This is a genomic window from Saccharopolyspora pogona (genome assembly GCF_014697215.1).
GTDB classification, from domain to species: domain Bacteria; phylum Actinomycetota; class Actinomycetes; order Mycobacteriales; family Pseudonocardiaceae; genus Saccharopolyspora; species Saccharopolyspora hattusasensis.
On record NZ_CP031142.1, the window covers coordinates 6605302 to 6631997 of the forward strand.

General features: G+C 68.7%; 25 protein-coding genes. 10 read left to right on the plus strand and 15 right to left on the minus strand.

Features of this window, described 5'->3' with window-relative positions; translation table 11 throughout:
- The first annotated feature begins 59 nt into the window (after positions 1–59).
- Positions 60–653, plus strand: a complete 594-nt coding sequence (locus tag DL519_RS30685) for a YbaB/EbfC family nucleoid-associated protein (protein WP_190819969.1) — start codon at positions 60–62, stop codon at positions 651–653.
- A 43-nt stretch (positions 654–696) separates the two neighbouring features.
- Entirely contained in the window at positions 697–5544 is a 4848-nt protein-coding gene (locus DL519_RS30690) for a DUF6531 domain-containing protein (RefSeq protein WP_190819971.1), read from the plus strand.
- 27 nt (positions 5545–5571) lie between these two features.
- Here DL519_RS30690 and DL519_RS30695 read toward each other — a convergent pair whose 3' ends face one another.
- Positions 5572–6789, minus strand: coding sequence for an ROK family transcriptional regulator (locus DL519_RS30695; RefSeq protein ID WP_190819973.1), 1218 nt, complete (start codon positions 6787–6789; stop codon positions 5572–5574).
- 120 nt (positions 6790–6909) lie between these two features.
- On the opposite strand from DL519_RS30695, the gene DL519_RS30700 reads away from it, so the two are divergent.
- From DL519_RS30700 to DL519_RS30715, 4 genes are all read left to right on the plus strand, one after another.
- Positions 6910–8250: an extracellular solute-binding protein gene (locus tag DL519_RS30700; RefSeq protein WP_223839751.1), complete on the plus strand. Its 1341-nt coding sequence runs from the start codon at positions 6910–6912 to the stop codon at positions 8248–8250.
- Positions 8250–9116, plus strand: a complete 867-nt coding sequence (locus tag DL519_RS30705) for a carbohydrate ABC transporter permease (protein ID WP_190819975.1) — start codon at positions 8250–8252, stop codon at positions 9114–9116. The genes DL519_RS30700 and DL519_RS30705 overlap by 1 nt, the downstream gene beginning before the upstream one ends.
- Positions 9116–9994, plus strand: coding sequence for a carbohydrate ABC transporter permease (locus DL519_RS30710; RefSeq protein ID WP_223839752.1), 879 nt, complete (start codon positions 9116–9118; stop codon positions 9992–9994). Before DL519_RS30705 ends, DL519_RS30710 begins: the two co-directional genes overlap by 1 nt.
- Before the next feature lie 96 nt (positions 9995–10090).
- On the plus strand, positions 10091–10276 hold the full coding sequence (locus DL519_RS30715; RefSeq protein ID WP_223840389.1) for a response regulator transcription factor: 186 nt from the start codon (positions 10091–10093) through the stop codon (positions 10274–10276).
- Between the two features lie 9 nt (positions 10277–10285).
- Here DL519_RS30715 and DL519_RS30720 read toward each other — a convergent pair whose 3' ends face one another.
- Positions 10286–10546, minus strand: a complete 261-nt coding sequence (locus DL519_RS30720; protein WP_190819977.1) for a PLD nuclease N-terminal domain-containing protein — start codon at positions 10544–10546, stop codon at positions 10286–10288.
- Positions 10547–10583: 37 nt separating this feature from the next.
- Here DL519_RS30720 and DL519_RS30725 point away from each other — a divergent pair, with 37 nt between their 5' ends.
- Complete coding sequence (locus tag DL519_RS30725) at positions 10584–11366, plus strand: sensor histidine kinase (RefSeq protein ID WP_190819979.1); 783 nt, start codon at positions 10584–10586, stop codon at positions 11364–11366.
- A 230-nt stretch (positions 11367–11596) separates the two neighbouring features.
- Here DL519_RS30725 and DL519_RS30730 read toward each other — a convergent pair whose 3' ends face one another.
- The 10 genes from DL519_RS30730 to DL519_RS30775 form a co-directional block, all read right to left on the minus strand.
- A complete protein-coding gene (locus DL519_RS30730) occupies positions 11597–11761 on the minus strand; it encodes a hypothetical protein (protein WP_190819980.1) in 165 nt (54 codons plus the stop codon).
- A gap of 283 nt (positions 11762–12044) precedes the next feature.
- Positions 12045–13859 carry a phosphoenolpyruvate carboxykinase (GTP) gene (locus DL519_RS30735; protein ID WP_190819982.1) on the minus strand — a complete coding sequence of 605 codons (1815 nt, stop codon included), beginning with the start codon at positions 13857–13859 and terminating at the stop codon, positions 12045–12047.
- Between the two features lie 406 nt (positions 13860–14265).
- Positions 14266–15006: a DUF6802 family protein gene (locus DL519_RS30740; protein ID WP_190819984.1), complete on the minus strand. Its 741-nt coding sequence runs from the start codon at positions 15004–15006 to the stop codon at positions 14266–14268.
- Between the two features lie 297 nt (positions 15007–15303).
- Positions 15304–16140, minus strand: a complete 837-nt coding sequence (locus DL519_RS30745; RefSeq protein ID WP_190819986.1) for a trypsin-like peptidase domain-containing protein — start codon at positions 16138–16140, stop codon at positions 15304–15306.
- A gap of 183 nt (positions 16141–16323) precedes the next feature.
- The gene (locus tag DL519_RS30750; protein ID WP_190819988.1) at positions 16324–17139 is read right to left on the minus strand and encodes an ESX secretion-associated protein EspG; all 816 of its coding nucleotides are present in this window, start codon (positions 17137–17139) and stop codon (positions 16324–16326) included.
- Between the two features lie 19 nt (positions 17140–17158).
- A complete protein-coding gene (locus tag DL519_RS30755) occupies positions 17159–18541 on the minus strand; it encodes a hypothetical protein (RefSeq protein WP_190819990.1) in 1383 nt (460 codons plus the stop codon).
- Between the two features lie 20 nt (positions 18542–18561).
- Positions 18562–19065 (minus strand): DUF3558 family protein, encoded by a 504-nt coding sequence (locus DL519_RS30760; protein ID WP_223839753.1) that lies wholly within the window; start codon positions 19063–19065, stop codon positions 18562–18564.
- A gap of 46 nt (positions 19066–19111) precedes the next feature.
- Positions 19112–19507 carry a hypothetical protein gene (locus tag DL519_RS30765; protein ID WP_223839754.1) on the minus strand — a complete coding sequence of 132 codons (396 nt, stop codon included), beginning with the start codon at positions 19505–19507 and terminating at the stop codon, positions 19112–19114.
- 135 nt (positions 19508–19642) lie between these two features.
- The gene (locus tag DL519_RS30770) at positions 19643–19816 is read right to left on the minus strand and encodes a DUF397 domain-containing protein (RefSeq protein WP_223839755.1); all 174 of its coding nucleotides are present in this window, start codon (positions 19814–19816) and stop codon (positions 19643–19645) included.
- Between the two features lie 29 nt (positions 19817–19845).
- A complete protein-coding gene (locus DL519_RS30775; protein WP_190819994.1) occupies positions 19846–20415 on the minus strand; it encodes a DUF5753 domain-containing protein in 570 nt (189 codons plus the stop codon).
- A gap of 6 nt (positions 20416–20421) precedes the next feature.
- Here DL519_RS30775 and DL519_RS50445 point away from each other — a divergent pair, with 6 nt between their 5' ends.
- Positions 20422–20622 carry a zinc finger protein gene (locus DL519_RS50445; RefSeq protein ID WP_190819995.1) on the plus strand — a complete coding sequence of 67 codons (201 nt, stop codon included), beginning with the start codon at positions 20422–20424 and terminating at the stop codon, positions 20620–20622.
- A 104-nt stretch (positions 20623–20726) separates the two neighbouring features.
- Complete coding sequence (locus DL519_RS30785) at positions 20727–21026, plus strand: hypothetical protein (RefSeq protein ID WP_190819997.1); 300 nt, start codon at positions 20727–20729, stop codon at positions 21024–21026.
- A 234-nt stretch (positions 21027–21260) separates the two neighbouring features.
- Here DL519_RS30785 and DL519_RS30790 read toward each other — a convergent pair whose 3' ends face one another.
- The 3 genes from DL519_RS30790 to DL519_RS30800 form a co-directional block, all read right to left on the minus strand.
- On the minus strand, positions 21261–23120 hold the full coding sequence (locus DL519_RS30790; protein WP_190819999.1) for a dynamin family protein: 1860 nt from the start codon (positions 23118–23120) through the stop codon (positions 21261–21263).
- A gap of 85 nt (positions 23121–23205) precedes the next feature.
- The gene (grpE, locus tag DL519_RS30795; protein ID WP_190820001.1) at positions 23206–23670 is read right to left on the minus strand and encodes a nucleotide exchange factor GrpE; all 465 of its coding nucleotides are present in this window, start codon (positions 23668–23670) and stop codon (positions 23206–23208) included.
- The gene (locus DL519_RS30800) at positions 23670–25217 is read right to left on the minus strand and encodes a dynamin family protein (protein ID WP_190820003.1); all 1548 of its coding nucleotides are present in this window, start codon (positions 25215–25217) and stop codon (positions 23670–23672) included. Before DL519_RS30800 ends, grpE begins: the two co-directional genes overlap by 1 nt.
- Positions 25218–25429: 212 nt before the next feature.
- On the opposite strand from DL519_RS30800, the gene DL519_RS30805 reads away from it, so the two are divergent.
- Positions 25430–26632, plus strand: a complete 1203-nt coding sequence (locus DL519_RS30805; protein ID WP_223839756.1) for a sensor histidine kinase — start codon at positions 25430–25432, stop codon at positions 26630–26632.
- Positions 26633–26696: the final 64 nt, after the last annotated feature.

Here is a 26696-nt window from a genome sequence, read left to right on the forward strand (position 1 = left end):
CGGCGCCGTTCCAGGGCAGCAGGCAGATCGCGGAGTAGAAGCTTTTTGGAGGTTGTGCGATGCCGGGCGAGAGCCGGGGTGGGTTCGCTGCGATCGGGGCCGACCCCGACGAGGCCGAGCAGCGGATCCAGGAGTGGGCGCAGGGTTTTGCCGACAAGGCCCGGCGCTACCAGGAAATGCAGGCGGAGACCGAGCAGTTGCGGCTGACCGCGGCGAGCCCGGACGGCCGCATCAAGGTGACGGTCCGCGCCGACGGCAGCGTCACGGACCTGGAGTTCACCGACAAGGTCCGCACGATGGCGCCGTCCGAGCTCGCCGCGCAAATCCTGTCCACGATGCACCGTGCGCAGTCCGACATCGCGAGCCGGGTCGGCGAGACGATGTCCGCGCATCTCGGGGACGAGGACCCGCAGACGCGCTCGATGATGTTGGACAACCTGCGCGAGCGGTTCCCCGAGCAGCCCGAGGACCAGGAGCCAGAGCAGCCGGAAACCTCGTCGAAGTGGCAACTCCCGGCCGACGAGGAAACCCCGAAGCCGCCGCCCGCGCCCCCGGCTGCCGGGCCGACGCCGCCTGCGGCACCGCCGAAGCGGCCCCGCTTCGAAGACGAGGACGACGACTTCGGCCCCGACTTCGACCCGCTGCGGGACTGACGTCACCTGACCTTGCCCGTTCTTCCAACCCCGGAGTGATGCAGTGACGAATCCGTTGGTCGCTGAGCGACAGGACTCGACGCAGGCGTTCAGCGGTGTGCCGATCCTGGAGTCGGTGAACGACACGAAGCAGGCCATCGAGAGCGGTGACTGGGCTTCCGGTGTGCTCGGCGTGGCGGGCACAGCGATGGACGCGGTCAGCATGGCGATGGACCCCTTCGGCTCGATCCTCGCCGCCGGGGTCGGCTGGCTCATGGAGCACATCGGCCCGTTGTCCGACGCGCTTGACGCCCTGACCGGCGACGCCGACGAGATCAAGGCCCACTCGGAAACCTGGCAGAACATCGCCACCGAACTGGGTGAGATCAACACCGAGATGGCCAACCTGGTCAACAGCGACACCGCCGGTTGGACCGGCGAGGCTGCGGATGCTTACCGGGCGCGCAGCGAGGACACGGCGAAGCTCATCGAGGCCGCCCAGAATGCAGCCGAAGGCGCCTCGGGCGGGATCAGCACCGCGGGCGAGGTCGTCGCGACGGTTCGAACCCTCGTCCGCGACATCATCGCTGAACTCGTCGGCCGCCTGATCTCGTGGGCGCTGCAGGTCCTGGCCACGCTGGGCATCGCGATGGCCTGGGTGGTGCCGCAGGTGGTCACGACGGTGGCGAAGACCGTGGCCAAGATCGCCGATATCACCACCAAGCTGATCAAGGCGATGAAGGCGCTGTCGCCGTTGCTGAAGAAGCTCGGCACTTCCTTTGGCGACGCCAAGAAAGCCCTGAACAAGATCAAGTCCAATGACGGGAAGGCCGACGGCCCGAATAGCCCGGCCCCGACCAAGCCGTCGTCCGCCGACGGTCCGAGGCCGAAGTCCCCGGACAACGGTCCGGCCTCGACCAAGCCGTCGTCCGACGACGGTTCGACGTCGAAGCCCACGCCCGACAGCGGTCCGGCGCCGACCAAGCCATCCAGCGCCGGACCGGGCAGCAGCGCGCCCGATACGCCGACGAAGCCGAGCGATTCCAATGGCGGCAGCTCCCCGACGATGCCGTCGAACAGCAAGCCGAACGGCTCCAGCAACAAGCCGGGCAATCCCAGGGACCGTTCGATTCTGGGGGAGGACATCTGCACCGGCGGTTCCGAACCGGTCGACCTGGCCACCGGTCACGTGGTGATGACCGAGATCGACCTGGAAATCCAAGGCCCGCTGAGTCTGGTGCTGAAGCGGATGTACATCTCGTCGTACCGCGCGGGGCGGTGGTTCGGTCCGTCGTGGACCTCGACGCTGGACCAGCGGTTGGAGGTCGACTCGGAGAACGTCTGCTACTTCTCCCCGGACGGCATGATCCTGGTCTACCCACTGCCGGCAGCGGATTCCGAGGTGCTGCCGATCGAAGGACCGCGGTGGCCGTTGAGCGTGCGGGACGGCGGCGGTTACAGCCTGGAGAAGCCGCAGCAGGAGGAGATCCTGCACTTCGGTCCGCTGGGCGAGCGCGACCGGGTCCTGCCGTTGCTGGCGGTCGAGGACGCCGGCGGTCGCCGGATCGACATTGAGCACCACCGGTTCGGGCCGCCCAAGGCGATTCGGCATTCCGACGGGTACCGGGTGGAGATCGACAGCGCTCGGGAACGGGTCACGGCCGTTCGCGTGGTCGACCCCGAAAACGATCTCAACGTGCTGGTCATGCGGTACGGCTATGACGACCGGGGACGCCTGAGCGAGGTGGTCAACTCCTCGGGCAAGGCGCTGTTGTTCCAGTACGACAGCGCGGGCAGGCTGACGGAGTGGCAGGACCGCAACGGGTTCTGGTTCCGCTACATCTACGACGAGCACGGCCGCTGCGTCCGGACGGTGGGCGACAAGGGCTTCTTCGACTCCACCTTCGCCTACGACGGGTCGATCACCCGGTACACCGATTCCCTGGGCGGTATCAAAGAGTTCGAGTTCAACGACGCGAAGCAGCTCGTGCGGGAGTCCGATGCGCTCGGCAACACCACGCTGTCGACGTGGGATCGCTACGACCGGTTGCTCTACCGGACCGATCCGCTGGGCCGGACCACGTACTACCAGTACGACAGCCTGGGCAAGCCGAGGTGGATCGCGCGCCCGGACGGAAGCATCGTCCGGCTGTACCTCGCCGACGACGGCACCGTCGAATCGATCGAGGTGAAGGGTGGTGAACGCGCCTGGACCCGTGCCTACGACGACGAGGCGTTGGACCCGTTCAGCGGAAAGGTGGGCGTAGCACCGCAACTCAGCGTCGAAAGCATCCGATCCGGGCGTGCCGAGACCACCGAACCGGAACTCAACGAGCCCGACCCCCGGCTGCTGGACCTGTTCGGACGCCCCCGGGAGACGACGACGCCGGCTGGCGGGCGGATCCAGCTCGGCTGGACCGTGGAAGGCCGTCGTTCCTGGCGCGTCGACTCGCTGGGCAACAGGGTGCAGTGGGGCTACGACCCCGAGGGCAACCAGATCGCGCAGACCGACGAGATGGGCGGAGTGACCGCCACCGAGTACGGCCCGTTCGAGGTCGAGCTAGCCAGCCTCGACCAGACCGGGGCACGCACCACGCGAACCTACGACACCGAGCGGAGGCTGACCTCCGTCACGAATCCGCAGGGCCAGACCTGGCGCTACGTCTACGACCTCGCGGGCAGGGTGATCGAGGAACACGATTTCGACGGCCGGGTGCTGCGCTACGTCTACGACCTGGCGGGACAGCTCGTGCGCTCGGTCAACGGTGCGGGCGAGGAGACCGAATACGTCTACGACGCGCTCGGCAACCTGATCGAGTGGCGGGCTCCCTCGGGCGTCACCGAGTACGCCTTTTCACCCGTCGGCCACCTGATCCGGGCGACCAACGACGACGCCGTCCTCGAGTTCGAGCGGGACGACCAGGGGCGGATCACCGCGGAGACCATCAACGGCCGGTCGGTCACGTTCGACTACGACAGCCAACACGGCGTGATCCGGCGGCAGACGCCGTCCGGGGTGGCCAGTGCCTGGAACTACGACGCCGCGGGCCGGCCGACCGGCCTGTCCTTCGCCGGGCATTCGCTGAACTTCGGCTACGACGCCGCCGGTCAGCAGATCAACCGTTCGGTCGACGGCGCGGTGACCCTGGTGCAGTCGTACGACGGCGAGCAGCGGCTCACCTCGCAGGTGGTTGCGGGACGCTCGGGCCAGCACGTGCTGCGGCGACGGTTCCTCTACCGACCCGACGGCAAGCTGATCGGTACCGACGACGGGCTCTCCGGGAGCATTCGCTACCAGATCGACCCGTCCGGCCGGGTGGTCGAAGTCATCGCACCGGACCGGCGGGAGAGCTACCGGTACGACGGTTCGGGGAACGTCGTCGCGTCGAACGGCCTCAACGATGCTGAGACCGGTCCGCGGCGCTATGCGGGCAACAGCCTGATCGCCGCGGGGGCGGTCACCTTCCAGCACGACGCGCAGGGCAGGCTGGTCCTCCGCGCCGACAACGCTGGCCGGAATTGGCGCTATGCGTGGGATTCCTACGACCGGCTGGTCGCTGTGACGACCTCGGAGGGCGTCGTCTGGCGGTACCGGTACGACCCGGTCGGCCGGCGGATCGCCAAGCAGCGACTCACTCCCGACATGTCAGCGGTGGCCGAGCAGACCGACTTCACCTGGGACGGCGGGACGCTGATCGAGCAGGTGCACACCGATGCCAACGGCCGCCGCACGGTGACGACCTGGGCGCATCATCCGGACGATGACGCACCCGTCGCCCAGCTCGAGCGCGGCGCGGGTGCGCCGGAGCGGTTCCACTCGGTCATCACCGACCCGGTGGGAACGACGACCGATCTGGTCGATCCCAGCGGAATCCTCACCTGGCACGGCCGAAACAGCCTGTGGGGCAGGGAACTGCCCGCGCAGCCGACCGCCGCCAGCACGCCGCTGCGGTTCCCCGGCCAGTACGCCGACCTCGAAACCGGTCTGAACTACAACGTCTACCGCTACTACAACCCGGCCACCGGTCGTTACCTCAGCCAGGACCCGCTGGGACTCGCCCCGGCCCCGAACCCCGTCGCCTACGTCAGCAACCCGCACAGCGCCAAGGACCCGCTGGGGCTGATGCCGAAGAAGGGCGGCGGGAAGAACACGCAGGGCCAGCAGGGGCAGGCGGCCACCTCGGGGTCGAAGGACAAGACCGGGCGCAAGCACGGGGCCCCGAACACGCCGGAGACCGGGAACAACGGGCAAGGGCCTTCGAACCAGGGCGGCAGCAACACGGACCCGCCGGAGACCAAGGCGCTCGAGCAGAAGCCCGTGGGGACGTACGACGTGAACGGCAAGAAGTACAACGTCGAGGTCGAAGCCCACCAGAACAAGCACCAGAGAACGAACATCACCGGGATGGACAACACGAACGTCAAGTCATCGGGTGCCAACAAGTTCCCGGAGAACATCGGCGATCAGGCGCACAAGGACTACTTCGGCAAGAACGCCGCGGAGATCGCGGACCTCAAACGCCAGGAGAAGTTGCAGGCCTACAAGGACGGGGGCACCGACGACGCTCGCTTCGAGGCGAAGCGGGAGCGGGATCAGGCCTGGCACGACCTCCGGTCGGGCGAGAAGTCCTACGCCGAGTACAAGGCTGCGAACGACCGCTACCAGGATGCCGCGAGGAAGGACGAGGCGGCGTACAAGGATCTTGATAAAATCAGCCACGACGGCTTCAGGCGCCCGGACGGATCGATCTACGAGGGCGCCAATCCGGCGCAGAGCGTCGATGGTGTCCGCTACCAGGTGTCGGGCGACTTCAGCGGCGGTTCCAACGACGTGAGCTACCACTGCTACCCGGGCACCAAAAAGCAGTCGGTTTGGGACAACCAGTATGGCGACATGTTCAAGAAGTTCTAGTCGTCCGCCGCTGAGCCCGGGGGTCGATCAGGAGCCGAGGAGGGTGGCCAGGCGGGGCGAGTAGGCGTGGTCCAACACCAGCGAGGCCGCGCCTACCGCTCCGGCGTCCTCGCCGATCAGCGCAGTCTCCACCCGCACCGGGCGCACCTCCGGCGCCCACACCTGCGCCTCGACGACCTTCGCCACCCGCGTCCGCACCAGCTCCGCCACGTGCCGCAGCGCGGGTCCGCCGAGCACCACGCGGTCGACGTCCAACACGCTCACCACCGACGCCAACGCCTGGCCCAACCGGGTCGCCGCCACGCGCAGCACCCGACCGGCCGTGGTATCGCCCTCCGCCGCCAGTCGGCACAGCCGCTCGTACGCCGCCGCGGCCGGTTCCCCGTCGGGCTCCGCCCGGCTCGCAGCCCGCCAGTCGGCGACGATCGCGCGCATCGAGCAGTACGCCTCCAGGCATCCTCTTCTGCCGCAATGGCATTCGCGCCCGCCGCCGCTGTGCACGTGGCCGATCTCGCCGGCGTTGTTGCTGATCCCGCGATGCACCTGATCGTCCAGCACCACGCCGATGCCCACCCCGGAACCCAGGTAGACGTACACGAACGACCCAGCGCGGTCCGCCCGCCCGGCCCACCGCTCGCCGATCGCCGCCGCCGTCGCGTCGTTGTCCATCACCACCGGCTGCCCGGCGCGCTCCTCGACGATGTCGGCCAGCGGAACCTCCGCCCAGCCGGCCAGGTTCGGTGGCGCCAGCACCCGGCGGTTCGCCGCGTCCAGCGGGCCGGGCACCGCGAGCCCGACGCCGAGCACCCGGCCGTCGGCGATGCCGGAACGCCGCACCAGCTGGTGGAAGGTGCGGGCCAGTGCGGCCCCGACCGCCGCGGGCGAGGCGTCGGCGGGCACGCGGCGGCGGCTGCGCATCCGCACCCCGCCGGCCATGTCCAGCAGGACACCGGTGATCCGTTCCGGATCGAGGTGCAGGCCCACCGCCGAGTACGCGTCCGGCACCACCTTCAGCAGCACCCGGCGCTTGCCGCCGGTGGATGGCGCATGCCCGTTCTCGGTGACCAGCCCGTCGTCGATCAGCGCGCGCACGATGTTGGACATCGTCTGCGCGGTCAGCCCGGTGCGCTGCGCTAGTTCGACGCGGCTGACTTCACCTTGCTGGCGGATCGCGTCGAGCACCACCGCGCGGTTGAATCCGCCCACCCGCGGCAGATTCGTGCCCTGCCAGGACGCTTTCGCCATCGGCGCTCCTCACCCGGGGACGGCAAGATCGTTGACTTGTTCCATCGAATGGAATTAACTTGCCCAGAGTGTGATCCGGATCTCAGGTCGGGCGCAACCACTGCTGGCGGGAGGACCGCGATGCGCCGAAGAAAAGCGATGTCCGTGCTCATCACCACTACGTTGGCGGTCACGCTGGCCGCGTGCGGCGGCGGCGCCGCGGACGATCCGAACACGATCAGCGTCGCCTACCACCGGTACGGCAACACGCTGCAGGTCGACCAGTGGATGCAGCGGGTCAGGCAGCAGTACGAGCAGGCGCACCCGGGCAAGACGGTCAAGCTGGACCCGGTGGTCGCGCCGGAGAGCGAGTACCTGTCGAAGCTCCAGCTGCGGATGCGTTCGCCGTCCACCGCGCCGGACGTGCTCTACGAAGACAGCTTCAACGTGAACTCCGACGTCGCGGCCGGCTACCTGGCGCCGCTGGACGGCCGCCTCGCGCAGTGGCCGGACTGGGGCCAGTACATCGACGCCACCAAGCAAGCCGGGAAGGCCCAGGACGGCAAGACCTACGGCGTTCCGCTGGACACCGACACCCGCGGCCTCTGGTACTATCGCGAGCTGTTCGCCGAGGTCGGCCTGCCCGCCGAGTGGCGGCCGCGGACCTGGGACGACATCCTCGACGCCGCCCGGCTGGTCAAGCAGCGCCGCCCGGACGCCATCGCGCTGGACCTCGCGCTGGGCAAGGCCGAGGGCGAGTCGGTCAGCATGCAGACCGTCGAAATGCTGTTGTACGGCACCGGAACCGGCACCCTCTACGACCAGCAGCAGCAGAAGTGGATCGCGCCCAGCGAGGGCTTCGCCGATGCGATGGGCTTCCTGTCCACCGCGCTGTCGGAGGACCTGACGCAGAGCAAGGCGCAGATCGCCGATGCGCAGTACGACAAGGTGTTCCGCGACGACCTGACCCGCGAGGGCAAGGTCGCGATCCGGCTGGACGGCAGCTTCGCCTCCGGCAACTGGGTGGATTCCGGTTGGCAGGACTGGAGCCGGACGATGGCGGCGGCGCCGATGCCCACCCAGCACGGGCAGGCGCCGGGCACGGTCACCCTCTCCGGCGGTTGGACGCTGGCGATCAGCTCGTCCAGCCGGAAGCAGGACGACGCGTTCGAGTTCATCAAGCAGGCGATGGCCAAGGACAACGTCGTGGAGTACGCGGCGGCCAGCGGAAACCTCCCGGCCCGCGCGGACGCCGCCGCCGACCCGCGGGTGATCGACGCGAACCCGCTCAACCCGTTCTGGATCGGTCTGCTGGGCACCACGCACTACCGGCCCGCGCTGCCGGAGTATCCGAAGGTGTCCGAGCAGATCCAGCAGTCGGTGCTCGACGTGGTGGCGGGCAAGCCGCCGGCCGAGGTCGCCGACCAGTGGGCGCAGCAGGTTTCGCGCATCGTGCAGCCGGCGAACACCCGGGCAGGCTGATGGCGGCGCGGGTCGGGCGGTGGCTGGTGCCGATGGCGCCCGCGCTGCTGCTGCTCGGCTTGTTCGTCGCCGGGCCGATCCTGTGGAGCGGGTACATCTCCTTCACCAATGCGGCGCTGACCGGTGCGGCGGCCACTGCGCCCGAGTTCGTCGGACTGGAGAACTACCGGCGCCTGTTCACCGACCCGGCGCTGTGGCATTCGGCGTGGCTGACCGTGGTTTTCACGGTCGGCTCGGCGGTCATCGGGCAGAACTGCCTGGGCCTGCTGATCGCGGTGCTGACGCAGCACCGCAGCCGCTGGCTGCGCAGCGCGGTCGGCACCGTCGTGGTGTCGGCGTGGGTGCTGCCGGAGCTCGTCGCCGCCTTCGCCGTCTACGCGTTCCTGAACACCGATGGCACGCTGAACAACCTGCTGGCCGGGCTGGGGCTCGACCCGCAGGACTGGCTCTACAGCGCGCCGATGGTGGCGGTGATCCTGGGTAACGTCTGGCGCGGCACCGCGTTCTCGATGCTGGTTTACCAGGCGTCGCTGTCCGAGGTGCCAACCGATCTGGTGGAGGCCGCCGAGGTCGACGGCGCCGGGGTGTTCCGCCGGTTCTGGTACGTCACGCTGCCGATCATCCGGCGTTCGGTGCTGACCAACCTGATGCTGATCACGTTGCAGACGATCGGGCTGTTCACGCTGATCTACGTGCTGACCGCCGGTGGTCCGGGCGCGGAGACGCAGACGCTGCCGCTGCTGATGTACGACTCGGCGTTCGAGTTCGACGAGATCGGTTACGGCGCCGCGATCTCCCTGGTGCTGCTGCTGATCGGCGGGCTGTTCGCGGTGGTGTACGCGAAGAGCCTGAGGGAGGAGCTGTGATGGATTCGGTGACTTCTGCGCAACTTCAATGGAAATCGGACCGTCGATTTCAATGGAAATCGCGGCGGTGGGGGTCCACCGTTGTCCACCTTGTCCTCGCGGTCATCGCCCTGGTGTTCCTGGCTCCGCTGCTTTGGCTGGTCACGGCCGCGTTCGACGTGGACGCGCCGCTGTCGGCGCGGCTGCCGAACGCGTTCACCCTGGACAACTTCGGCCAGGTGCTGAGCTGGGAGGTCAGCGTCCGTCCACTGTGGAACAGTCTGCTGCTCAGCGGCGGCGCGGCGCTGATCGCGGTGGTCGCCGCGGTGTTGTGCGCGTATCCGCTGTCGCGCTACCAGCTCCGGTTCCGGCGGCCGTTCCTGTACATCGTGCTGTTCGCGTCCGGGCTGCCGATGACCGCGGTGATGGTGCCGGTGTACAGCATGTTCGTGCAGCTGGAGCTGATCGACTCGATGTTCGGCACCACCCTGTTCCTGGCCGCCACCTCGTTGCCGATCGCGATCTGGATGACCAAGAACTTCATGGACGGCGTCCCGATCAGCCTCGAAGAGGCCGCGTGGGTGGACGGCGCGTCGGCGATGCAGGCGCTGCGCTCGGTCGTGCTGCCGCTGATAGTGCCCGGCATGGCCGTGGTCGCGATCTTCACGTTCTTCACGGCGTGGGGAAACTTCTTCGTGCCGTTCATCCTGCTGCTGGATCCGGCCGCGCAGCCGGCATCGGTCGGCGTGTTCACCTTCTTCGGCCAGGGCGGCCTGATCGCCTACGGCCAGCTGGCGGCGTACTCGATCCTCTACACGGCCCCGGTGATCGCCCTGTACCTGATTGTCGGCCGAACTCTCGGCGGCGCCTTCAACCTGGCGGGAGCCATCAAGCACTGATCCGTTGTCCGCAATTTCCATTGAGACGCTCGATGTTTCCCCGCGTTCTCCGCAGGTGGCATCGCCGCGCACGCCGCGAAGTCCAAGGTTGACCAGCTGACCGCCCGGGAACGCGAGGTGGCGGTGGCGGTTGTCCGGGGTTCGAGCAATGCGGAGATCGCGACCGACCTGGACATGAGCCAATCCACCGTCAAGGTCCACATCGGACGGATCATGAACAAGCTGGGCGCCGTCAACCGAACCCAGGTCGCGATCATCACCCACGACGCGGGCCTGGCGTAGCGCAGGTCGTCAGACCGCGCGACGCCGGTAGGCGTCACCCCGGCCCACGACGAACCACAGCAGGCAGCCCAGGAACGGGGCCACGAAGGCGAACACGAGCCACGCGATCTTCATCCCACCGGTGTGCGGTGAGAGGAGGATGCTGATCAGGGCGCATACGAACAGCGCCAGCCAGCCGAAGAGCAGCAGCGTGGCCAGCCCCCACCCGCTCATCGCGATGATCGGTGCCGGGTCGGCGAGGACGTGCGCGGGTGCCAGGGCCAGGGCCATGGGGGGCTTTCCTTCCGCGTGGCGGGACGAGGTCCGCGTGGGGTTCGCGGCGAGCGTGGTGATGTTGTCCGTGGCGGTACCGTTGCTACTCGGCCTGTGGGTGTTCGGGCGGCAACGCGTCCTGGCCGACTACCGGGAACGCGCGGAGCAGGTCGAGCGGGAGCGGGAACTGCTCGCCGAACGCGCGGTCGGTGCGCAACGGCGCGAGATCGCCCGGGAAATGCACGACGTCGTGGCGCACCGGATCGGCGTCGTGTCGCGGCACACCGAGGCGCTGGCTGCGAACGCCGTCGACGAGCGAAGCGCCGAGCTGGCCGAGATCATCCGCTCGACGAGCGCCATCGCGATGTCCGAACTGCACGACATGCTCCGTGCGCTGCGGCACGACGCCGAGGCCGAACCCGCGGCGGCGAGCACGACCGGGATCGCCGACCTGGTAGACGGTGCTGTGCGGTCGGGCGCGAACGTCCGGCTCACCATGCCCGATCCCGTTCCGGACGTGCCGCCCGTCGTGGGGCGCACCACGTACCGCGTGGTGCAGGAAGCCCTCACCAACGCCGCCAAACACGCCCCGCACGCTGCGGTGCAGGTCACGGTGAGAGAGGACGGGGACGACCTCACCTTGACCGTGACGAACCGGCGCAGCCCCCGCGCGCACGCGGTCGCGCTGCCGAGCTCCGGGTTGGGCCTGGTCGGCATGCGCGAACGCGTCGCCCTGACCGGCGGCAAGCTCCACACCGGCGTACCGGCTGATGTCCGGCTTCGCCGCCGAGATGCCCGACTCGGTCTCCGACGGCAGGCACCGGACACCGCTCCGTAGCTGAGAAAACGGTCACGGCCGCCGCGCACGAGTGCACCTGCGAGGGCCTCCCGACATCTGAGCCGACGCGCGGCTTCGCGTCCGGTGGCGAGACCCTGCTGGATGCGCTGGAGCGACTGGCGGGCACGCTCGGCTGATCCCCGGATGGCGCAGCACTGCTCGAAAAGCTCGCGGGCGGTGAGTGGATTTGATCCGCTCGCCGCCCGCGGGCCTTTGGAGACGCCTTGCAGTCATCGCAGTTGTGGCCTCCTCCGGATCGGAATCGTGTCCCGGTGAATACGGTCGATCTCACCGGCTTCCGACTGCTCGTCGACCTCGTGGTCCTCCCTGCGCAGCGAAACGAACACCGCAGCGACCGCGATCAGGGACAACGCCAACATGGCCAGATCAGCCATGACACACCCCCTCGTATCGGCGCGCCGTTTTCGGCGGTAGTCACTGGGACGCTGCCAGTGTCCGCCGGGTTGCTGATCGTTTGGAATCCCTGGATCTGCTCCCCTCGGACTGCGTAGATCCACCGGGGGCGAAAGCGAAAACGGCGTTTCCCCGAAAGAGCTTCAGCTCTCTTGGGGAAACGCCGCACGAATGCGCACATATTGGCGGAGCTCCGCGCCGGACGGGCGGACGCGAAGCTTCCCACGTCGCTTCGGTAAGTCCACCCGTCCGGGGGTCGCTCGGTCAGTGACCGAGACGCTGTTTCAAGGCCTCCAGCTCATCGTGCATGGAGCTCGGCAACGAGTCGCCGATGGTGCTGAACCACTCCTCGATGAGCGGCAGCTCCGCCTTCCACTCCTCGACGTCGACGTTCAGCGCCTCGTCGACGTCGGCCGTCGGCGTGTCCAGACCGCTCAGGTCCAGCTCGTCGGCGGTCGGCACCCGCCCGATCGCGGTGTCGGCGGCGGCCGCGTTGCCCTCCAGCCGGTCCACAATCCACTTGAGCACGCGGGAGTTCTCCCCGAAGCCGGGCCACAGGAAGCGCTTGTCCTCACCGCGGCGGAACCAGTTCACGTAGAAGATCCGCGGCAGCTTGGCGGCGTCGGCGGACTTGCCGACGTTCACCCAGTGCTGGAAGTAGTCGCCGACGTTGTAGCCGATGAACGGCAGCATCGCCATCGGGTCGCGCCGCACATCGCCGACCTTGCCGGCCGCCGCGGCGGTCTTCTCCGACGAGAGGGTGGCGCCCATGAACACGCCGTGCTGCCAGTCGAAGGCCTCGTTCACCAGCGGAACGGTCGTCTTGCGGCGACCGCCGAAGAGGATCGCCGAGATCGGCACGCCCTTCGGGTCGTCCCACTCCGGCGCCAGGATCGGGCACTGCGACATCGGCGTGCAGTACCGCGAGTTCGGGTGCGCGGCGTTCTCCCCGTTGTCCGGGGTCCAGTCGCGGCCCTTCCAGTCGGTGAGGTGCTGCGGCTCGCCCTCCATGTCCTCCCACCAGACGTCGGCGTCGTCGGTGAGGGCCACGTTGGTGAACAGCGAGTTGCCCTGCTCGATGGTGCGCATCGCGTTCGGGTTGGTCTTCCAGTTGGTGCCCGGCGCGACGCCGAAGAACCCGGCCTCCGGGTTCACCGCGTAGAGCCGGCCGTCCTCGCCGAATCGCATCCACGCGATGTCGTCACCGAGGGTCTCGACCCGCCAGCCCGGGATGGTGGGCTGCAGCATCGCGAGGTTGGTCTTGCCGCAGGCCGACGGGAACGCGGCCGCGACGTAGTAGACCTTCTCCTCCGGCGAGATCAGCTTCAGGATCAGCATGTGCTCGGCCAGCCAGCCCTCGTCGCGGGCCATCGCCGAGGCGATCCGCAGCGAGTAGCACTTCTTGCCCAGCAGCGCGTTGCCGCCGTAGCCGGAGCCGAAGCTCCAGATCATCCGCTCCTCGGGGAAGTGGGTGATGTACTTGATGTCGTTGCACGGCCACGGCACGTCCTGCTGCTCCGGCTCCAGCGGCGCGCCCACCGAGTGCAGCGCGGGTACGAAATCGCCCTCGGTGCCCAGCCGCTCCAGGACCTTCGCGCCCATCCGGGTCATGATGTGCATCGACACCACGACGTACTCGGAGTCGGTGATCTCGACACCCAGCTTCGGCGGCTCGGCGTCCAGCGGTCCCATGCAGAACGGGATCACGTACATCGTGCGACCACGCATGCAGCCCCGGTAGAGCTCCGTCATGGTCGCCTTCATCTCGTCGGGGTCCATCCAGTTGTTGGTGACCCCGGCGTCTTTCTCCTCGACGGAGCAGATGAAGGTCCGCTCCTCGACACGCGCCACGTCCAAGGGGTCCGAAGCCGCGTAGAACGAGTTCGGCTTCTTCTCCAGGCGGGTGAAGGTGCCGGCCTCGACGAGGCGGTCGGTCATCCGCTGCCATTCCTGCTGCGAACCGTCGCACCACACCACCTGGTCGGGGGTGGTCAGCTCGGCGACTTCGCGCACCCACGACAACAGGCGCTCGTGCGTGGTCGGTGCCTTGTCGAGACCTGGGATGGTCAATGCGGTCATCGCGTCGTGTCTCCTGACTGGGCGCCACAGCCCGGATTTGCCGACGGGGTCGTCGGCCTTTGCAGGGAAAGCTTCGCCCGCCCCGAAGACCGGGTGAAGTTAAAAAGGGATGCACCGAGGCTAACGGCGGAATGGCCGCTGAATGGAGATCAGCGTTGTTCGTTCTCTCACAAGAACGATAAGGGAATCGATTCAGAAGCGATCTTGGAGGTGGTCCGGACGAAAATCTCGCCGCCTGGGGATCGCTGCGTCCCAGAATTTCCGGGGAACCGGACGGTTGCGCGAACGGCGGGTTACGCGCGGGCGTCGTCCGAATGGCGGTTGTTCGGCGCTGCGGGCGAAGAAAACCCCGCCCGACGGCCTGGAGCAGGCGCATCGGGCGGGGAAAAGATTTGCGGTCTAGAGGTCAGACCCAGGCGTCGTCGGAGTCCGCTTTGCCGGCCGCGCCCCCACCGCGCTGGCCCTGCTGGTCGCCGTGCGCCCCGGTGTCGACGGTGGCCGCGTGTGGCTGGGCGGTTTCATCGAAGGTCCAGGCCGCGTCGTCGGTCGCGCCGGTCGCGGGGTTCGGGGCGTACTGCCCCTCGTCGCTAATCTTGCCGTGCTCGACCACGGTCCACTGGCCGTCGCCGGTGTGGTGCGAGATCGTCACATCGCCGGTCTGGCTGATCTCCACCACCTGGTCGGCCGATCCGTCGCCGTCGACGTCGGTGACCAGCATGGTGCCGCCGGTTTCGGTCTCCACGACCGCGGTGTCGGCGATCCCGTCCTGGTTGGTGTCCTCGGTGGCCGGGCCGACCTGCATGTCGCCCTGCGGCGTGTCGATGACCATCGACCGGCCGTGCTCCTGGTCCTGCGGGTCGCCGCCGCCGGGGTGCTGCTGCGGGGCCTCGCCGGTCCAGTGGCCGGTGCCGGCGTCGTAGCGGGCCTGCCCGACCACCACGCCGTCGGCGTTGATCGTCTGCATCACGTCGGCCTGACCGTCGGCGTCATCGTCGATGTAGGCGACGAAGCCGTCGTCGGTCATTACCGCGACGGTGTCGTCGATGCCATCGCCATCGAAGTCGTAGTTGGCCTCGGCGGTGTACTCCTCGCCCTCGACGGTGACCTTGATGTCGCCGTCTCCCGCGCCTTGCTCCTCGATGTACACGTCCGCAACCTCTCAGCCGCCGATCACCTGCAACGCCTAGGACGCAGGGTAGAGGCCGAGAGTTCCGGGGATGAAGGGCCTGATCTTTTCCACATCTCGATCGCAAGATCCCAGAGGGCGTTGGATCGGCGCAGCGCAGTGCCCGTGAGCGGTTTCGGGTGCCATAGCGCCCACAACCGTTCACGGTCCCTGACCAGGCAAAACTCACCATTGCGCGCGCCCGCAGCAGCGCGGTCCTGCTGCGCTGCCGGCCGTTGGCGTCTTCGTCGGATGCCGGGATCGCGAGCAGGTCGAGCGTCACGGCATGGCCGTGGTGCCGCGGAAGTCCTGCGTGCCCGTCACCAGGGAGACGTTCCGCAACGACGAGTGGGCGTGCATGTAGCCCAGTTCGCGGGAGAGGTCGCCGGCGTTGTTGGTCCCGATGTTGGTCGTGATGTTCAAAGTGGACAGAACGCCCACCGCGCGGCCCGTGGCATCCAGGACGGCACTGCCGGAATCGCCCGGGATGCCCGGCGTGGAGGTGAGGATGGTGTGGCTCCAACCGCCGCCGCTGTCGCCCAGGGACGTGCCCTGCTTGGCGTTCAGCTCGCTGGCTTCGGCCCGCAGCTTCGAATTGCCGTAGGTCACGACCACGTCGCCCTGCTGCAGTCCCGAGGTGTTCAGGCCGTTGGGGCCACCCCAGACCGGCATGCTCGGGTTGACCTTCCCGACGTCGGCCGGATCGAGTTCGACCAGCGCGAGATCGTTGTAGGCGCAGGCGTTGGCATCCTTCTCCTTGATCGCCTGCATGCTCACCCATGAGCTGTAGGCGAGCACCCCGGGCTTGCTCGCCCCGCTGACCTGGACGTGGGTGCCGATGGGCAGCGACTCCGAGGTGCAGCCGTTGGTCTGAGTGGCATCGCCCTTCGCGGCGCAGTGCGCGGCCTGCCCGAGGTACACCTTCGACCCGCCCTGGAACACGAAGTTGGCGGTGCACTGCGCGGAGTTGGTCACGGTCTGCACCCCGGGATGCACGGCCGCGCTGGATGCCGCGGCCCAGGAATGTCCTGCCGCGGCAGCCCCGGTGGCAAGTCCGGCAGCCGCCAGCGCGGCGACGCCGAACAACGAGACCACCAGCCCGAAACGAGTCCTCATGAGCACGGCCTCCTCCCGGTGCCGCGGAAGGCCGAGCGCCGCGAAACCCGGCATCAACGCGCCCTGACCGCTACCTGATACCACACCCGGCGACCTGCGGCGATGCCGATCAGGACGGGCCGAAGCCCCAGACAGACCAACCGCCCCAGCGGTTTCGTTTCACACCGGGGCCCGGGGTGGTGTTCAGCCGGCGGTGCGGATTTCGGCGATCCGGTTTTCCAGGGCCGCGCCGAGTTCTGCTGGTCTTAGTGGGGCGAGGACGAGTTCTGGGCCGAGGCCTGGGCGGTGTTGTTGGGTCAGGCCGTAGCGGCCGTCCGGTTCGAAGGCGTCGAACCACTTCAGCACTTGGGAGCGGTGCGTGCGGCCCAGCCGGTTGCGGAGGTTTGCGGTGAACTGGCCGTCGCGGAAGTGGCTTTCCTCGGTTATCGCGCGCAGCGTCGTGGCCGCCGGGGCGGCTCGCTTCGGACCGGCGGACTGCATCATGTCGAGGTTCTCGAAGCTTTCGTCGGCGTTGTCGCGCCGTGTGAGATCGGCGACCGGAACCGCCAGGCGCGGGCGTTTCCCGGGCGGGGACGGCGGCATGCCCTGGACCGCCGCGGCGCCGACCGAGGTCCGCGGATGCACGGAGATCCGCAGGTCACCCCCGTGCTGTTCGGATTCGCCCGGGTCCTGGACGAGTAGCACCGAGCCTTCCTCGGTGGCCACTGCCAGCAGCCGGGTCGGGGATTGGTTGGTGTCGTCGGGCATCCAGAGCCCTTCGATCCACAGGCCCGGCTTGGCGAGCTGGGCGAGCACCTGCGCGAAGCGCGGGGCGAGGCCGTCACCGGCGAGCAGCCCGGCGGCTTGCAGCTCGGGCAGCGCCCGCTGGCGGAGCACGGCGCGCTCTTCGAGCGTCGCGCCGTGCGAGCGCACCGCGATGGGGAACGGGTATTCGTCGAATCTCCCGATTTCCCAGCACAAGTCGAACCACAGCGGTGGCAGCAGCCATCGCTCGGACACGCGTTACCCCCGGTTGGTGTTATTCGCCGAAGACGGGCGGCGCCGTCCTCGGCATGTCGTCGAGCCAGACGTCGTCTTGTTCTTCCAGCCAGCTCGGCCGCTCGTGCTCCTGGTCCTCGCTGCCCTTGCCGCGCTGACCGGCACCCGCGCCCGCTCCCCCACCGGCCGCACCGCGACCACCGGCAGCACCGGCGGTACCCGAGCCAGCGCCCGCTGCGGCACCGAGTCCGCCGACACCGGCCCGGCCACCCGCGCCCATGCCGGGACCGCCGGCACCCGGCCGGCCACCAGCGCCCAAACCTGCTGCGCCGCGACCGCCTGCACCCATGCCACCGGCACCGCGACCGCCCAGGCCGGGGCCGCCCGCGCCGCCACCGCCGGGCGGCATGGCGCCGATGAAGCCGCCGCCGGGCGGTTGTGCGCCGGGCGGAGTGGGCGCCAGGCCGGGGCCCGGCGTCGTCGGCGTGGGGGCGGCCCACTGGGAGCCGCTTTGCGCGGGCGGGCGGTATCCGTCACCGATGCCACGCGGGTCCACACTGGACGGTCCGGGGCCGTTCGGGATGTTCGGCGTGCTGCCGGTTCTCATGCCGGTTCGGTCGGTGCCGGTCGGGGTGTTGCTGGAGATGCTTTGGGGGTCGCGGCCCTGGTCGGGCGGTGGCGGAGGATTCAGTGGGTCGATCGGCGGCGGGAACGTTGGGGTGCTGGAGTCCACGGCGGTGTAGCCGGGGGTGTAGACGTTCTGCACGATCTGCCGAGCCTGCTTGTCGGCCTCGGCCCGCTCCCGCATCTGCGCCCCGGCGTCCATGATCCCGCCAGCAGGGTTGAGCACGGTCGCGATCGCGGTGCGGGTGCCGTTGTAGTCCTCGGGCGGCTGCAGCTGCGCCTTGGTCTGCCCGGCGGCGACCCCGGCTTCCTGGATTTTCAGGCCGGTCCCGCGCACGGAGTCGCCGAACTGCTGGCCCCAGTCCTGCAAGGGCTTGGCGGCACCAAGCCCGGCCTCAGCAGCCTTCCCCCGCATCCCGTCACCAGCGGCTTGGCGGGTCCTGGAGTCCAGGTCGGCGAAGATCTCGGCGATCTGCTCGCCGAGCGCCACCCAGGCACGGCCGGAGGCGTTGATCTGGTCGACCTGCAGCGACGGCTTGAGCTGGTTGGCCAGCCGAGCCTGATCCCAGTCGTTCCAGTTGTCGTGCTGGCCGATCGACGCCGGGTCGCTGCCCTGGATCTGCAGGCTCTGCTGTTGCTGAGCCAGGTCCTGGCGTTGTTTCTGACCGACAGCGGTAGCCATCTGCTGGCGCATCCGCTGCTGCTCCTGAGCCCGCGTCTCGCCACCGGTCATACCGGCCCACAGATCGGAGGCGGAACCCCCTAACTCCCTGGCCCCATCGGTGAACCAGTTCCCCATACCGTTCCCCCTCGACCGGCCTACTGCGGCAACTTCGGCTCAACAACCTGCGCGATCTCCATCGCCTTTGCGCAGGTGGCGTCGTCGCTCTGGATCTTGTCGGCGCTGTAGGTGACCTGAACTGAAACCGAGCCGCTGCTAGCCTCGATGACCTGGCTGCAGATGCCCTGCCCAACCGAGCCAGCGCTGATCATCTTGATGCCCTGCCGCGATCCGACTTGATTACGCTCGAACACGCCCATGTTGGCGCGCCGGCCTTCCCAGTACGACAACGAGCTCTTCTCGCCCTTCAACACCGAGAGAAGGAACTCGGAGCCGTCGAACTCGCAGCCCGACTCGCCGATGCCTTGATCGACCGGTTTCCCCGGTGCGCTCAGGCCTTGTGCTTGCAGCTTCTCCGGAGTCAGCGCAGTGCAAGGATCGAACGAGGCCAGGCTGGGTTTTGTCGGCTCGGCATTCTCCGAAGGCGCTTCCTTGCCGCTTGGACTGTTGCAACCCGCCAGTGCTACGACCGCTCCAGCCAAGATCGTCGCAGTCGCGATACGTGTCCTACCCATAGCCGCCATCAGATCAGACGCTCCGTTTGATCTCGCGAGCGTGGTCCTCGTCTACGTTCCGCATGTCGCGCGCCGAGTCCCGGTACGCCTGCGCCATGTTCTTCAGGATCCGTTCCACATCCGTCAAGATCGCAACGAGGCCGCCTGGAGCGTTCACCTTGTCCCTGAACTTCTTCTCCATGTCGCGGCCGATGAAGCAGTCACCGAATGCGCCGTTAAGGATCAGGCGCTCGGAGTCTGACCTTGCCTTGCGAACGGCATTGGCCTTCTCCTTGTAGACCTTGGCAACCGCTTCGGCTGCCGCCGGGTCCATGACGAGCTGGCCGTTGTCGACCGCCGCGCGCAGCCCCTCCGCCCGTCCGGCCAGTACGCTCGCGCCGGCGGCTAAGCCTTCCATCCCCGTGGTCAACGCAGCTCCCCTCCACGCTCGTGATCACCGTTGGTTACACGGTGGTGTGATCACGAACGCAGAGAGTACAAGAGCCAGGTCCCGGCCCGGACAACATTCGTGAAACGTCTCCACGAAACCCCCAGACGGCCCAATTCACCAGCGGCGATCCCGCAACCCCGAGACGAACGCCACCCACTGCCGCCGGGGGAACACCAACACGGCCCCATCCCGGTCCTTGGTGTCTCGAACACCGATGATGCCAGGACCAGCGCCAACCTCGACACAGTTCTGCGCTCCGTTGCTGCGGCTGGATTTGCGCCAGATCATTTCATCCGAGCCACGCAACATACTTACTCCTAGTCAAGCGCCTCGATCTCTTGGTTGATCAGCGACAGGGTCTCCCGGTCGCTGATCGCGGCAACCCGCAATCGATCGAAGACCAGGCTATATGCGCGGGTGTGCTGAGGTCGAGACAAGTAGTCGGAGCTGGTCAGGCTCTCGATGTAAGCGATGTCTGAGTTGGCCTGCTCAAGATGGAGAAGGGTGAATGCAATCCCGAGTCCTGCGTGGGCGCCGCTCGCCAGTGGGATCACCTGGATCGTGACATGATCCAGCTCGGCCAGGGAACGGAGCTGTTCCAGTTGGGCTCGACGGATATCTCGATCGCCGACCTGTCGCAGGATGGCTTCTTCGCCGAGCACGACCCACAACAACGGCGAGCGAGGTTCAAAGAACCTCGCCGCACGGCGCTCGCGTGATTCTGCCATCGCATCGACGTCCATCGCCGGCACGACAACCGAGGCCGAGAGCAGTTCGCGGGCGTAGTCGCGGGTCTGCAGCACTCCAGGAATCGTGTCGCCGTAGAAGAGCTTGATCTCGGAAGCGCATGCTTCCAAGTTGACGTACTTCTTCGCCCAGTCCGGCACGACTACTTGACTTACGTTTGGCGCCCGGTCACGGGCGGTCGCCACGCGTTTCCCATCGCGGCAACGAAAGTTCGGCGCGAGGAGCGGGTGAAGGCGTTCTGCGGAGCAGAAGCGGGCGCGGCGGAGCTGCATGATCAGTCCGAAGTGGACTGGATTCGCGAGGACACCTGCATGCGTTGCTGGCACACCCTCACCACCCGCCTGTGATCACCCGGGGACGGCGCAATTTCGCGAGAAATTGACCGTCACCCGGGTGAACGCCAATTTCTCGCGAAATTGACACCCCTCGCCCAACCGAAGGAGAACCACCGATGTTCTGGATTCAGCTCAGCACGTTCGTCCTGTTCAACCTGCTGATCCTCGCCATGCTCGCCACCCAGTTGCCCGCGAGAGCCATCGCGTTCTCAACGGGCCAGCACGCCGGAGGCGGCGAAGGCGCTTACACGGTCTGGCACCTCATAACCGACATCGAAGCCGAAACCCGCGTCGCGGCCGAAGAACACCGCGTGGAACAAGAACATCCCCATATACCAACGGGATTCCCCACCACAGACCCCGACGCCCCCGACGTCTTCGACGAGCCCGCCGGGCGCCACCACCTCCGCGCCTGAACCACACCATCAGGTGAGAGGTGAGGGGCACCCTTGAGCGGCTGTGCCAACGACTTTGCCACCCAAGGGCGCCCCTCACCTCGAAAAAATCACCCAGCCGGGCCGGTGCGGTGTTCTCCCCGACCTCCGCCGCATCGGCCCTTCCCCGGTGACCGGGCGCGAACGCCCCCTCCCCGCGCGCTCGGTCACCGGCACCCCGGCAATCCAGCTTCAGAGCCGGCGGGTTCGTTCGGATCAGTTGGCGGTGTCGCGGAGGTTGCGGATGCTGGCGAGGAGGTTCTCCGCGCGCTCCCGTCCGGTGGTCGCTTCGGTGAGGCGGCGGTTGACCGTCTGGAGTTGGCGGCTGCGTTCCGCGGCGTCCATCTTCAGGGCCTTGTCCACCTCCCGCAGCTCCCCCTCGATCGCCTCGATCCGCCTGGTCAGGGCGTCGTCGAGGGCCAACGACAGCTGCTGCTCCGCCTCGATCAGCTGCTCCGCGACCAGCTGGTCCAGCGCCGAGCGGGCGTCCGCGATGGCCTCGGTCAGCCACTGCTTCAGGTGCTGCTTGTCGGCCGCGTGCTTGCGGGTCCGCGCCATCCACCAGCCCGCCCCGAGGCCGAGCACGATCGTCACCGGCAGCACCACCGGGTTCAGCGCCGCGATCCCCAAGCCCGCCAACGGCATCGCCGCCGCGCGGCCGACGCCGAGCCCGCCGGAGACGCCCATGAACACCAGGAGCTTGTCCTCGGCGGTCGGCGGTCGCTTGTCCGGTGGGCGCAACGCGATCGGCGCCTGCAACCCGCGCGCGAACTGCGAGCGGATCACGTCGAGCTCCTCGGCGGAGAACAGCTCCTTCAACGACTGCTCGGCGACCGTGGCCAGCCGCGTGGACAGCATGGCCGCGACCCGGCTCGACGCCATCTGCAACGCCACGTCGACCTGCCGCGGCAGCTCGGCGAGCTGGTTGCGGTCGGCGCCGTCGATCGCTCGCCGGAACCAGTTCTGCACCTCCCGCACCTTGCGCGTTACCTCGTGGCTGGTCTCGACGCGAGTGCGCTGGATCTCGCCGCGCAGCTTGACCTGCCAGCCGCGGGTCGACGAGCGCCGTGCGGTGGTCAGCTCGTCGCGCCGCGCGCGCAGCGACTCCGCCTCGTCCTCGCCGACGGTCAGCGCGCGCTTCTCCGCCTCCAACCGCGCGGCCAGCTCACCGAGCACAGTGGACAGCGCGCGCATCGTGTTGGCCTCGCCGAGCATCGCAGACCGGCCGCCGATCAGCCGTTCCAGCTCGGTGCGCAGCTCGGTGATGCCGGACTTCTCGCGCAGCATTTCCGCGGCCCGCTCGCTGGGTGCCTTCGCGGCGAGTTCCTGCATCCGCGCGGACACCGGGAAGATCGGCACGTCGGCGAACCGCGGAGCGTGCTCCATCAGCAGCTTCCGGTCCGCTTCCAGGACCTGCCGCCAGCCGCGGTGCTGGTCGGTCTTGGCCAGCGCGAACACCACGGTCTCGACGCGCTCGGCGACCTTCTGCAGGAACTCCAGCTCGCCCCGGGTGAAAGGGGCCGACGCGTCGACGACGAACAGCAGCGCCGTCGCCGACGCTGCCGCCTCCATCGCCAGCTCGCCGTGCAGGGCGTCCAGCCCGCCGACGCCGGGGGTGTCGACCACGGTCACCCGGGCCAGCGTCTCGATCGGCGCGGTGATCTGCACGTAGCGCGGCGGCAGCTGCCCATCGGGCAGGTCGCGGCCGACGCCCGCCCAGCTCGGCAGCTGCACCAGGTCGAACGGCACCGGCTCCTGCTGGCCGGGGTAGCAGGCGTGCGCCGCCCACTGCTCGCCGTGCGTGAACTGCAGGTACGTGGCGGTGGCCACATCGGCGTCCACAGGGGACAGACCGGGATGCCCGAGCAGGGCGTTGACGAGTGAGCTCTTGCCCCGGTTGGTCTCCCCGACCACCACGACGCTGGGCGTCTTCGGGCGGCCGCGCCGGACCTGCTCGACCCACTCGGCGGCGCTCGTGTCGGCTTCCCGCAGCACCGCGTGCAGCTTCTCCCTGGCCTGCTTGACCTGCTGCGGCAGGGTCGCGGCGACCGCGACGCCCGGTGTAGTCGGCGTCATGTCCGCCCGCTCCTCTCGATACCTGCCTGGACCGCGCTCGAACTCGGGAATTGTCCCCGACCGGCGGTGATCACCCGAAGGCGGATCACCGTGCCCGGAGCTGGTAGACGGTCACCACCGGGGCGCGCAGCACGCGATCCCGGTCGGCGAAGCCGAGCACCTCGGTCTCGGCGATCACCCCGTCCAGCTCCGGGTCGTCGGTCGGCGTCGTGCCGCCCGCCTCGTGGTGCGCCGGGTCGAAACGGGTACCGTCCGGGCGCAGCGCCAAGACGCCGATCCCGCGCAGGCCCTCGGACAGCCGCTCCACCACTCCCGCGCTGCGGGCCCGGTCCATCGCGTACATGCACAGCTGGATCAGCGTTGCTCGTTCGGCCAGCGCCTTCTCGAGCGGGTCTATGCCGATATCGCCGGTCACGGCGGTCATGTCGGTCCCCAACCCTGCGTCGACGTCCGGGGCAACGGCCGTGCCCTCACCCGGATCGGACGCCCCCGGCACGCCACCGGTTCCACTTTCGGGTGAACTCTTGTGTCGCCAGCCCCGCACCGCCATCACCCGGACCGCAGCTGCTGCCAGATCAGGAAGTACGCCCGGTGCACCACGTGCGCGATGCGGCTCTGCGCGGGCGTGGCGCCGAACGACGAGAACGAGCGCCACCAGTTCGCCCGCTCCAGCGCGTAGTCGGTCAGCTCGTTGCGGCGCCGCCCTGGCAGGCCGAGCTGCTCGCCGGCGTCGTTGCTGCTGCCGACCCGCATCACTTCTTCGGCCAGGTCCGCCGGCATCGCCACCGCCCCCGTCGCGACCAGCGTCAACGCCTCCAGCACCCGCAGCTGGTGCGCCTCCGGCTTGGCCAGCAGCACCTCGATCGCGTCGTGCACCCGCTGCCGCTCGCCCTGGTCGCCGGCGGCGTGCGCGAGCGCGGTCACCGAGGCAAGCGCCGCAGCGGCCTTGATGCCGTCGGCCCGTGCCCGGAACACCGAGTCCAGCCGGTTCAGCACCGAAGCCAGCCCGGAGGAGTCCAGCAGCCGCCGCCGCAGCGCGCCCGCGGTGATCTCAGGTTCGGTGTCGATCGCCGCCAGCGCGCACCGGATCCCGTAGAGGTCCATCCGCTCCAGCAGCCGGCTGCGGGTACCGGCGGGCACGTCGCATTCCCAGCTGGTGAACAGGTCCGCAGACATCAGCAGGGTTTCGCGGGTCGCCTCGTCCAGCTGGGCCAGGCCGCGCAGCGCCTCCGCGTCGGCGGCGGTGAACCCGCCGGATTCGGCGGTCTCCGCGAGCAGGCCGATCACCGGCAGCACGTCGGCGACCTTGGGCTTGAGCAGCTGCGCCTGCTTCCCGGCGAGCAGCGAGGCGGCCTTCCACACCTCGCCGTCGGAGTCCTCGACGGAGCTCGGCTCGATGGTGTCGGCCTTGTTCAACACCGCGATCGCGTTGACCGGCCCCGCTTCCCGGCTGGCGGTGGCGGCGGTGAACGCGGCCAGCGCCTGCTCGTCGTCGGCGCGGACGCCCTGCGTCACTACGTAGAGGACGGCTTCGGCCCCGGCGACCGCGTTGCGCGACACCGGGTCCAGCTCGGAGTCCTCCTCCTCTTCTTCCTTGCGGGTGCCGAGCAGCTCTTCGGTGCGCGCGACGGATGCGGCGTCCAGCGAGCCGAGCCCGGGGGTGTCGATCACGGTCAGGTCGCGCAGCACCGCGTTGGTCAGGTAGGCCTCCAGGTGCGAGACCTCGTCGATGTTCACGCCTAGGTCGGCGGGGATGCCGCCGTCGGCGTCGAACGGCACGGCCTGCTTCTTGCCGTCGTGGAAGATGACCTCGACGCGGTCCACCGTGCCGTACTGGAAGCGGGTGACCAGCCGGGTGCATTCGCCGACGTCGGTGGGCGCGACCCGGCGCCCGATCAGCGCGTTGACCAGTGTGGACTTGCCGGACTTGATCCGGCCCGCGACGGCCACCTGCAGCGGCGCGGACAGCCTGCGCAGCACCTCGGCGAAGCCGGCCGCGGTCCGCTCGGAAACCTGCGGCCGCAACCCGGTGCACAGCCGGGCGACCGCCGCCGATAGCGGGCCGGGCCAGTGCTGCTGCTCGGTTGCCGTACTCAACGCCGACCTTTCCGGGGTGTGCGACTCGCTGCGCGCTACATCCTGCCACGCAGATCTGATGGGTCGGGCCGAGTTACGCGATCACCACCCGCCGCACCCGCCGCTGCGGGCCCGAGGGGCAGCCCGGGCCAGGGCGGATGCGACCAGGGGCTGATGCGATTCGAGCCCGTGGGATGACGTCGGCTCGCCCGCCGACCACATAACCTCGCTTGGTGCGGAAACTGAGCCTCTGGTTGCGGGCGCACCCGCTGGTCGGCGACAGCGGGATCGCCACCTTCATGCTGCTCCTGCACCTGGGTGAGCTCGGCGGTGAAGGCGATCTCGCGGTCGGCATGCCGACCGCGCTGTTCGTCTTGGCCGGGTTGCTGCTGACCGTGCCGGTGTCGGTGCGGCGCATCTGGCCGGTGCAGTCGGCGTACGTCGCGCTGCTCGGCCTGGCGATCATGGCCGTCCTCAACCAGGGGCCGGACGTCACCACGACGACGGTGGTGCCGAGCATGATGATCTACACCCTGGTCGCCTACGTGGGGCGCCGGAAGGCGGCGGTCTACACCGCGCTGACCGCCGTTTTCTTCCTGCTGCGGCTGTTCACGGGCGACGAGGCGCCGGAGGACCTCCCGTCGCTGGTCTTCGTCCAGGTCCTCTTCTTCGTCATGCTGGTCGGTTTCTGCTGGGTGCTGGGCGAGTTCATTGGGGCCCGCCGGGCGTACCACGCGGAGGTGGAAAGGCGGCTGCACAACCTGGAATTCGAGCGCGACCAGCAGGCCCGCATCGCGGTCGCGGAGGAGCGCAACCGGATCGCCCGGGAGATCCACGACGTGCTGGCGCATTCGGTGAGCGTGATGGTGACGCAGGCCGACGGCGCCGGTTACGCCTTGCGCAGCAACCCGGACCTCGCCGAACGGGCGTTGCAGGCGATCGGCAGCACCGGTCGCGAGGCGCTCGGCGAACTGCGCAGCCTGCTCGGCGTGCTCCGCGACGGCACGGAGCACGACCCCGCCCGCATCCCGCAGCCCACGGCGGCCGACCTGAACGAACTGGCGGACCGGGTGCGCGGGCTCGGGCTCACCGTGTCGATGGAGCTCACCGGCGACTTCACCGGGCTGCCGACTGGGATCGGGCTGAGCGTGTACCGGATCGTGCAGGAGTCGCTGACCAACGTGGTCAAGCACGGCGGCACCGGCACCAAGGCTTCGGTCCGGGCCGTCAACGACGGGCAGCGCATCGAGATCGAGGTGGTGGACGACGGGATGCGGCGGGAACCGACCGGGATGACCACTGGCGGCAACGGGCTCATCGGCATGCGGGAGCGCGCCGCGGTCTACGGCGGCACGCTCGCGGCCGGTCCGCGAACCGGCGGCGGCTGGCGGGTGCACGCGATCCTGCCGCTTGACCAGCCGGGCGCGACTTCCTGACGTGGTCGCGTACGAGTTCGGCCACCCGGGCCGAGTGGCTGGAAAGTCCTGAAATCGCAGCTTG

Coding starts and splice junctions, on each gene's coding strand:
- DL519_RS30735 (WP_190819982.1), bottom strand. CDS start 13,859: ATGACCGCATTGACCATCCCAGGTCTCGACAAGGCACCGACCACGCAC.
- DL519_RS30745 (WP_190819986.1), bottom strand. CDS start 16,140: ATGAGGACTCGTTTCGGGCTGGTGGTCTCGTTGTTCGGCGTCGCCGCG.
- DL519_RS30785 (WP_190819997.1), top strand. CDS start 20,727: ATGTTCTGGATTCAGCTCAGCACGTTCGTCCTGTTCAACCTGCTGATC.
- DL519_RS30790 (WP_190819999.1), bottom strand. CDS start 23,120: ATGACGCCGACTACACCGGGCGTCGCGGTCGCCGCGACCCTGCCGCAG.
- DL519_RS30700 (WP_223839751.1), top strand. CDS start 6,910: ATGCGCCGAAGAAAAGCGATGTCCGTGCTCATCACCACTACGTTGGCG.
- DL519_RS30755 (WP_190819990.1), bottom strand. CDS start 18,541: ATGGGGAACTGGTTCACCGATGGGGCCAGGGAGTTAGGGGGTTCCGCC.
- DL519_RS30705 (WP_190819975.1), top strand. CDS start 8,250: ATGGCGGCGCGGGTCGGGCGGTGGCTGGTGCCGATGGCGCCCGCGCTG.
- DL519_RS30710 (WP_223839752.1), top strand. CDS start 9,116: ATGGATTCGGTGACTTCTGCGCAACTTCAATGGAAATCGGACCGTCGA.
- DL519_RS30685 (WP_190819969.1), top strand. CDS start 60: ATGCCGGGCGAGAGCCGGGGTGGGTTCGCTGCGATCGGGGCCGACCCC.
- DL519_RS30730 (WP_190819980.1), bottom strand. CDS start 11,761: ATGGCTGATCTGGCCATGTTGGCGTTGTCCCTGATCGCGGTCGCTGCG.
- DL519_RS30695 (WP_190819973.1), bottom strand. CDS start 6,789: ATGGCGAAAGCGTCCTGGCAGGGCACGAATCTGCCGCGGGTGGGCGGA.
- DL519_RS30720 (WP_190819977.1), bottom strand. CDS start 10,546: ATGGCCCTGGCCCTGGCACCCGCGCACGTCCTCGCCGACCCGGCACCG.
- grpE (WP_190820001.1), bottom strand. CDS start 23,670: ATGGCGGTGCGGGGCTGGCGACACAAGAGTTCACCCGAAAGTGGAACC.
- DL519_RS30770 (WP_223839755.1), bottom strand. CDS start 19,816: ATGATCTGGCGCAAATCCAGCCGCAGCAACGGAGCGCAGAACTGTGTC.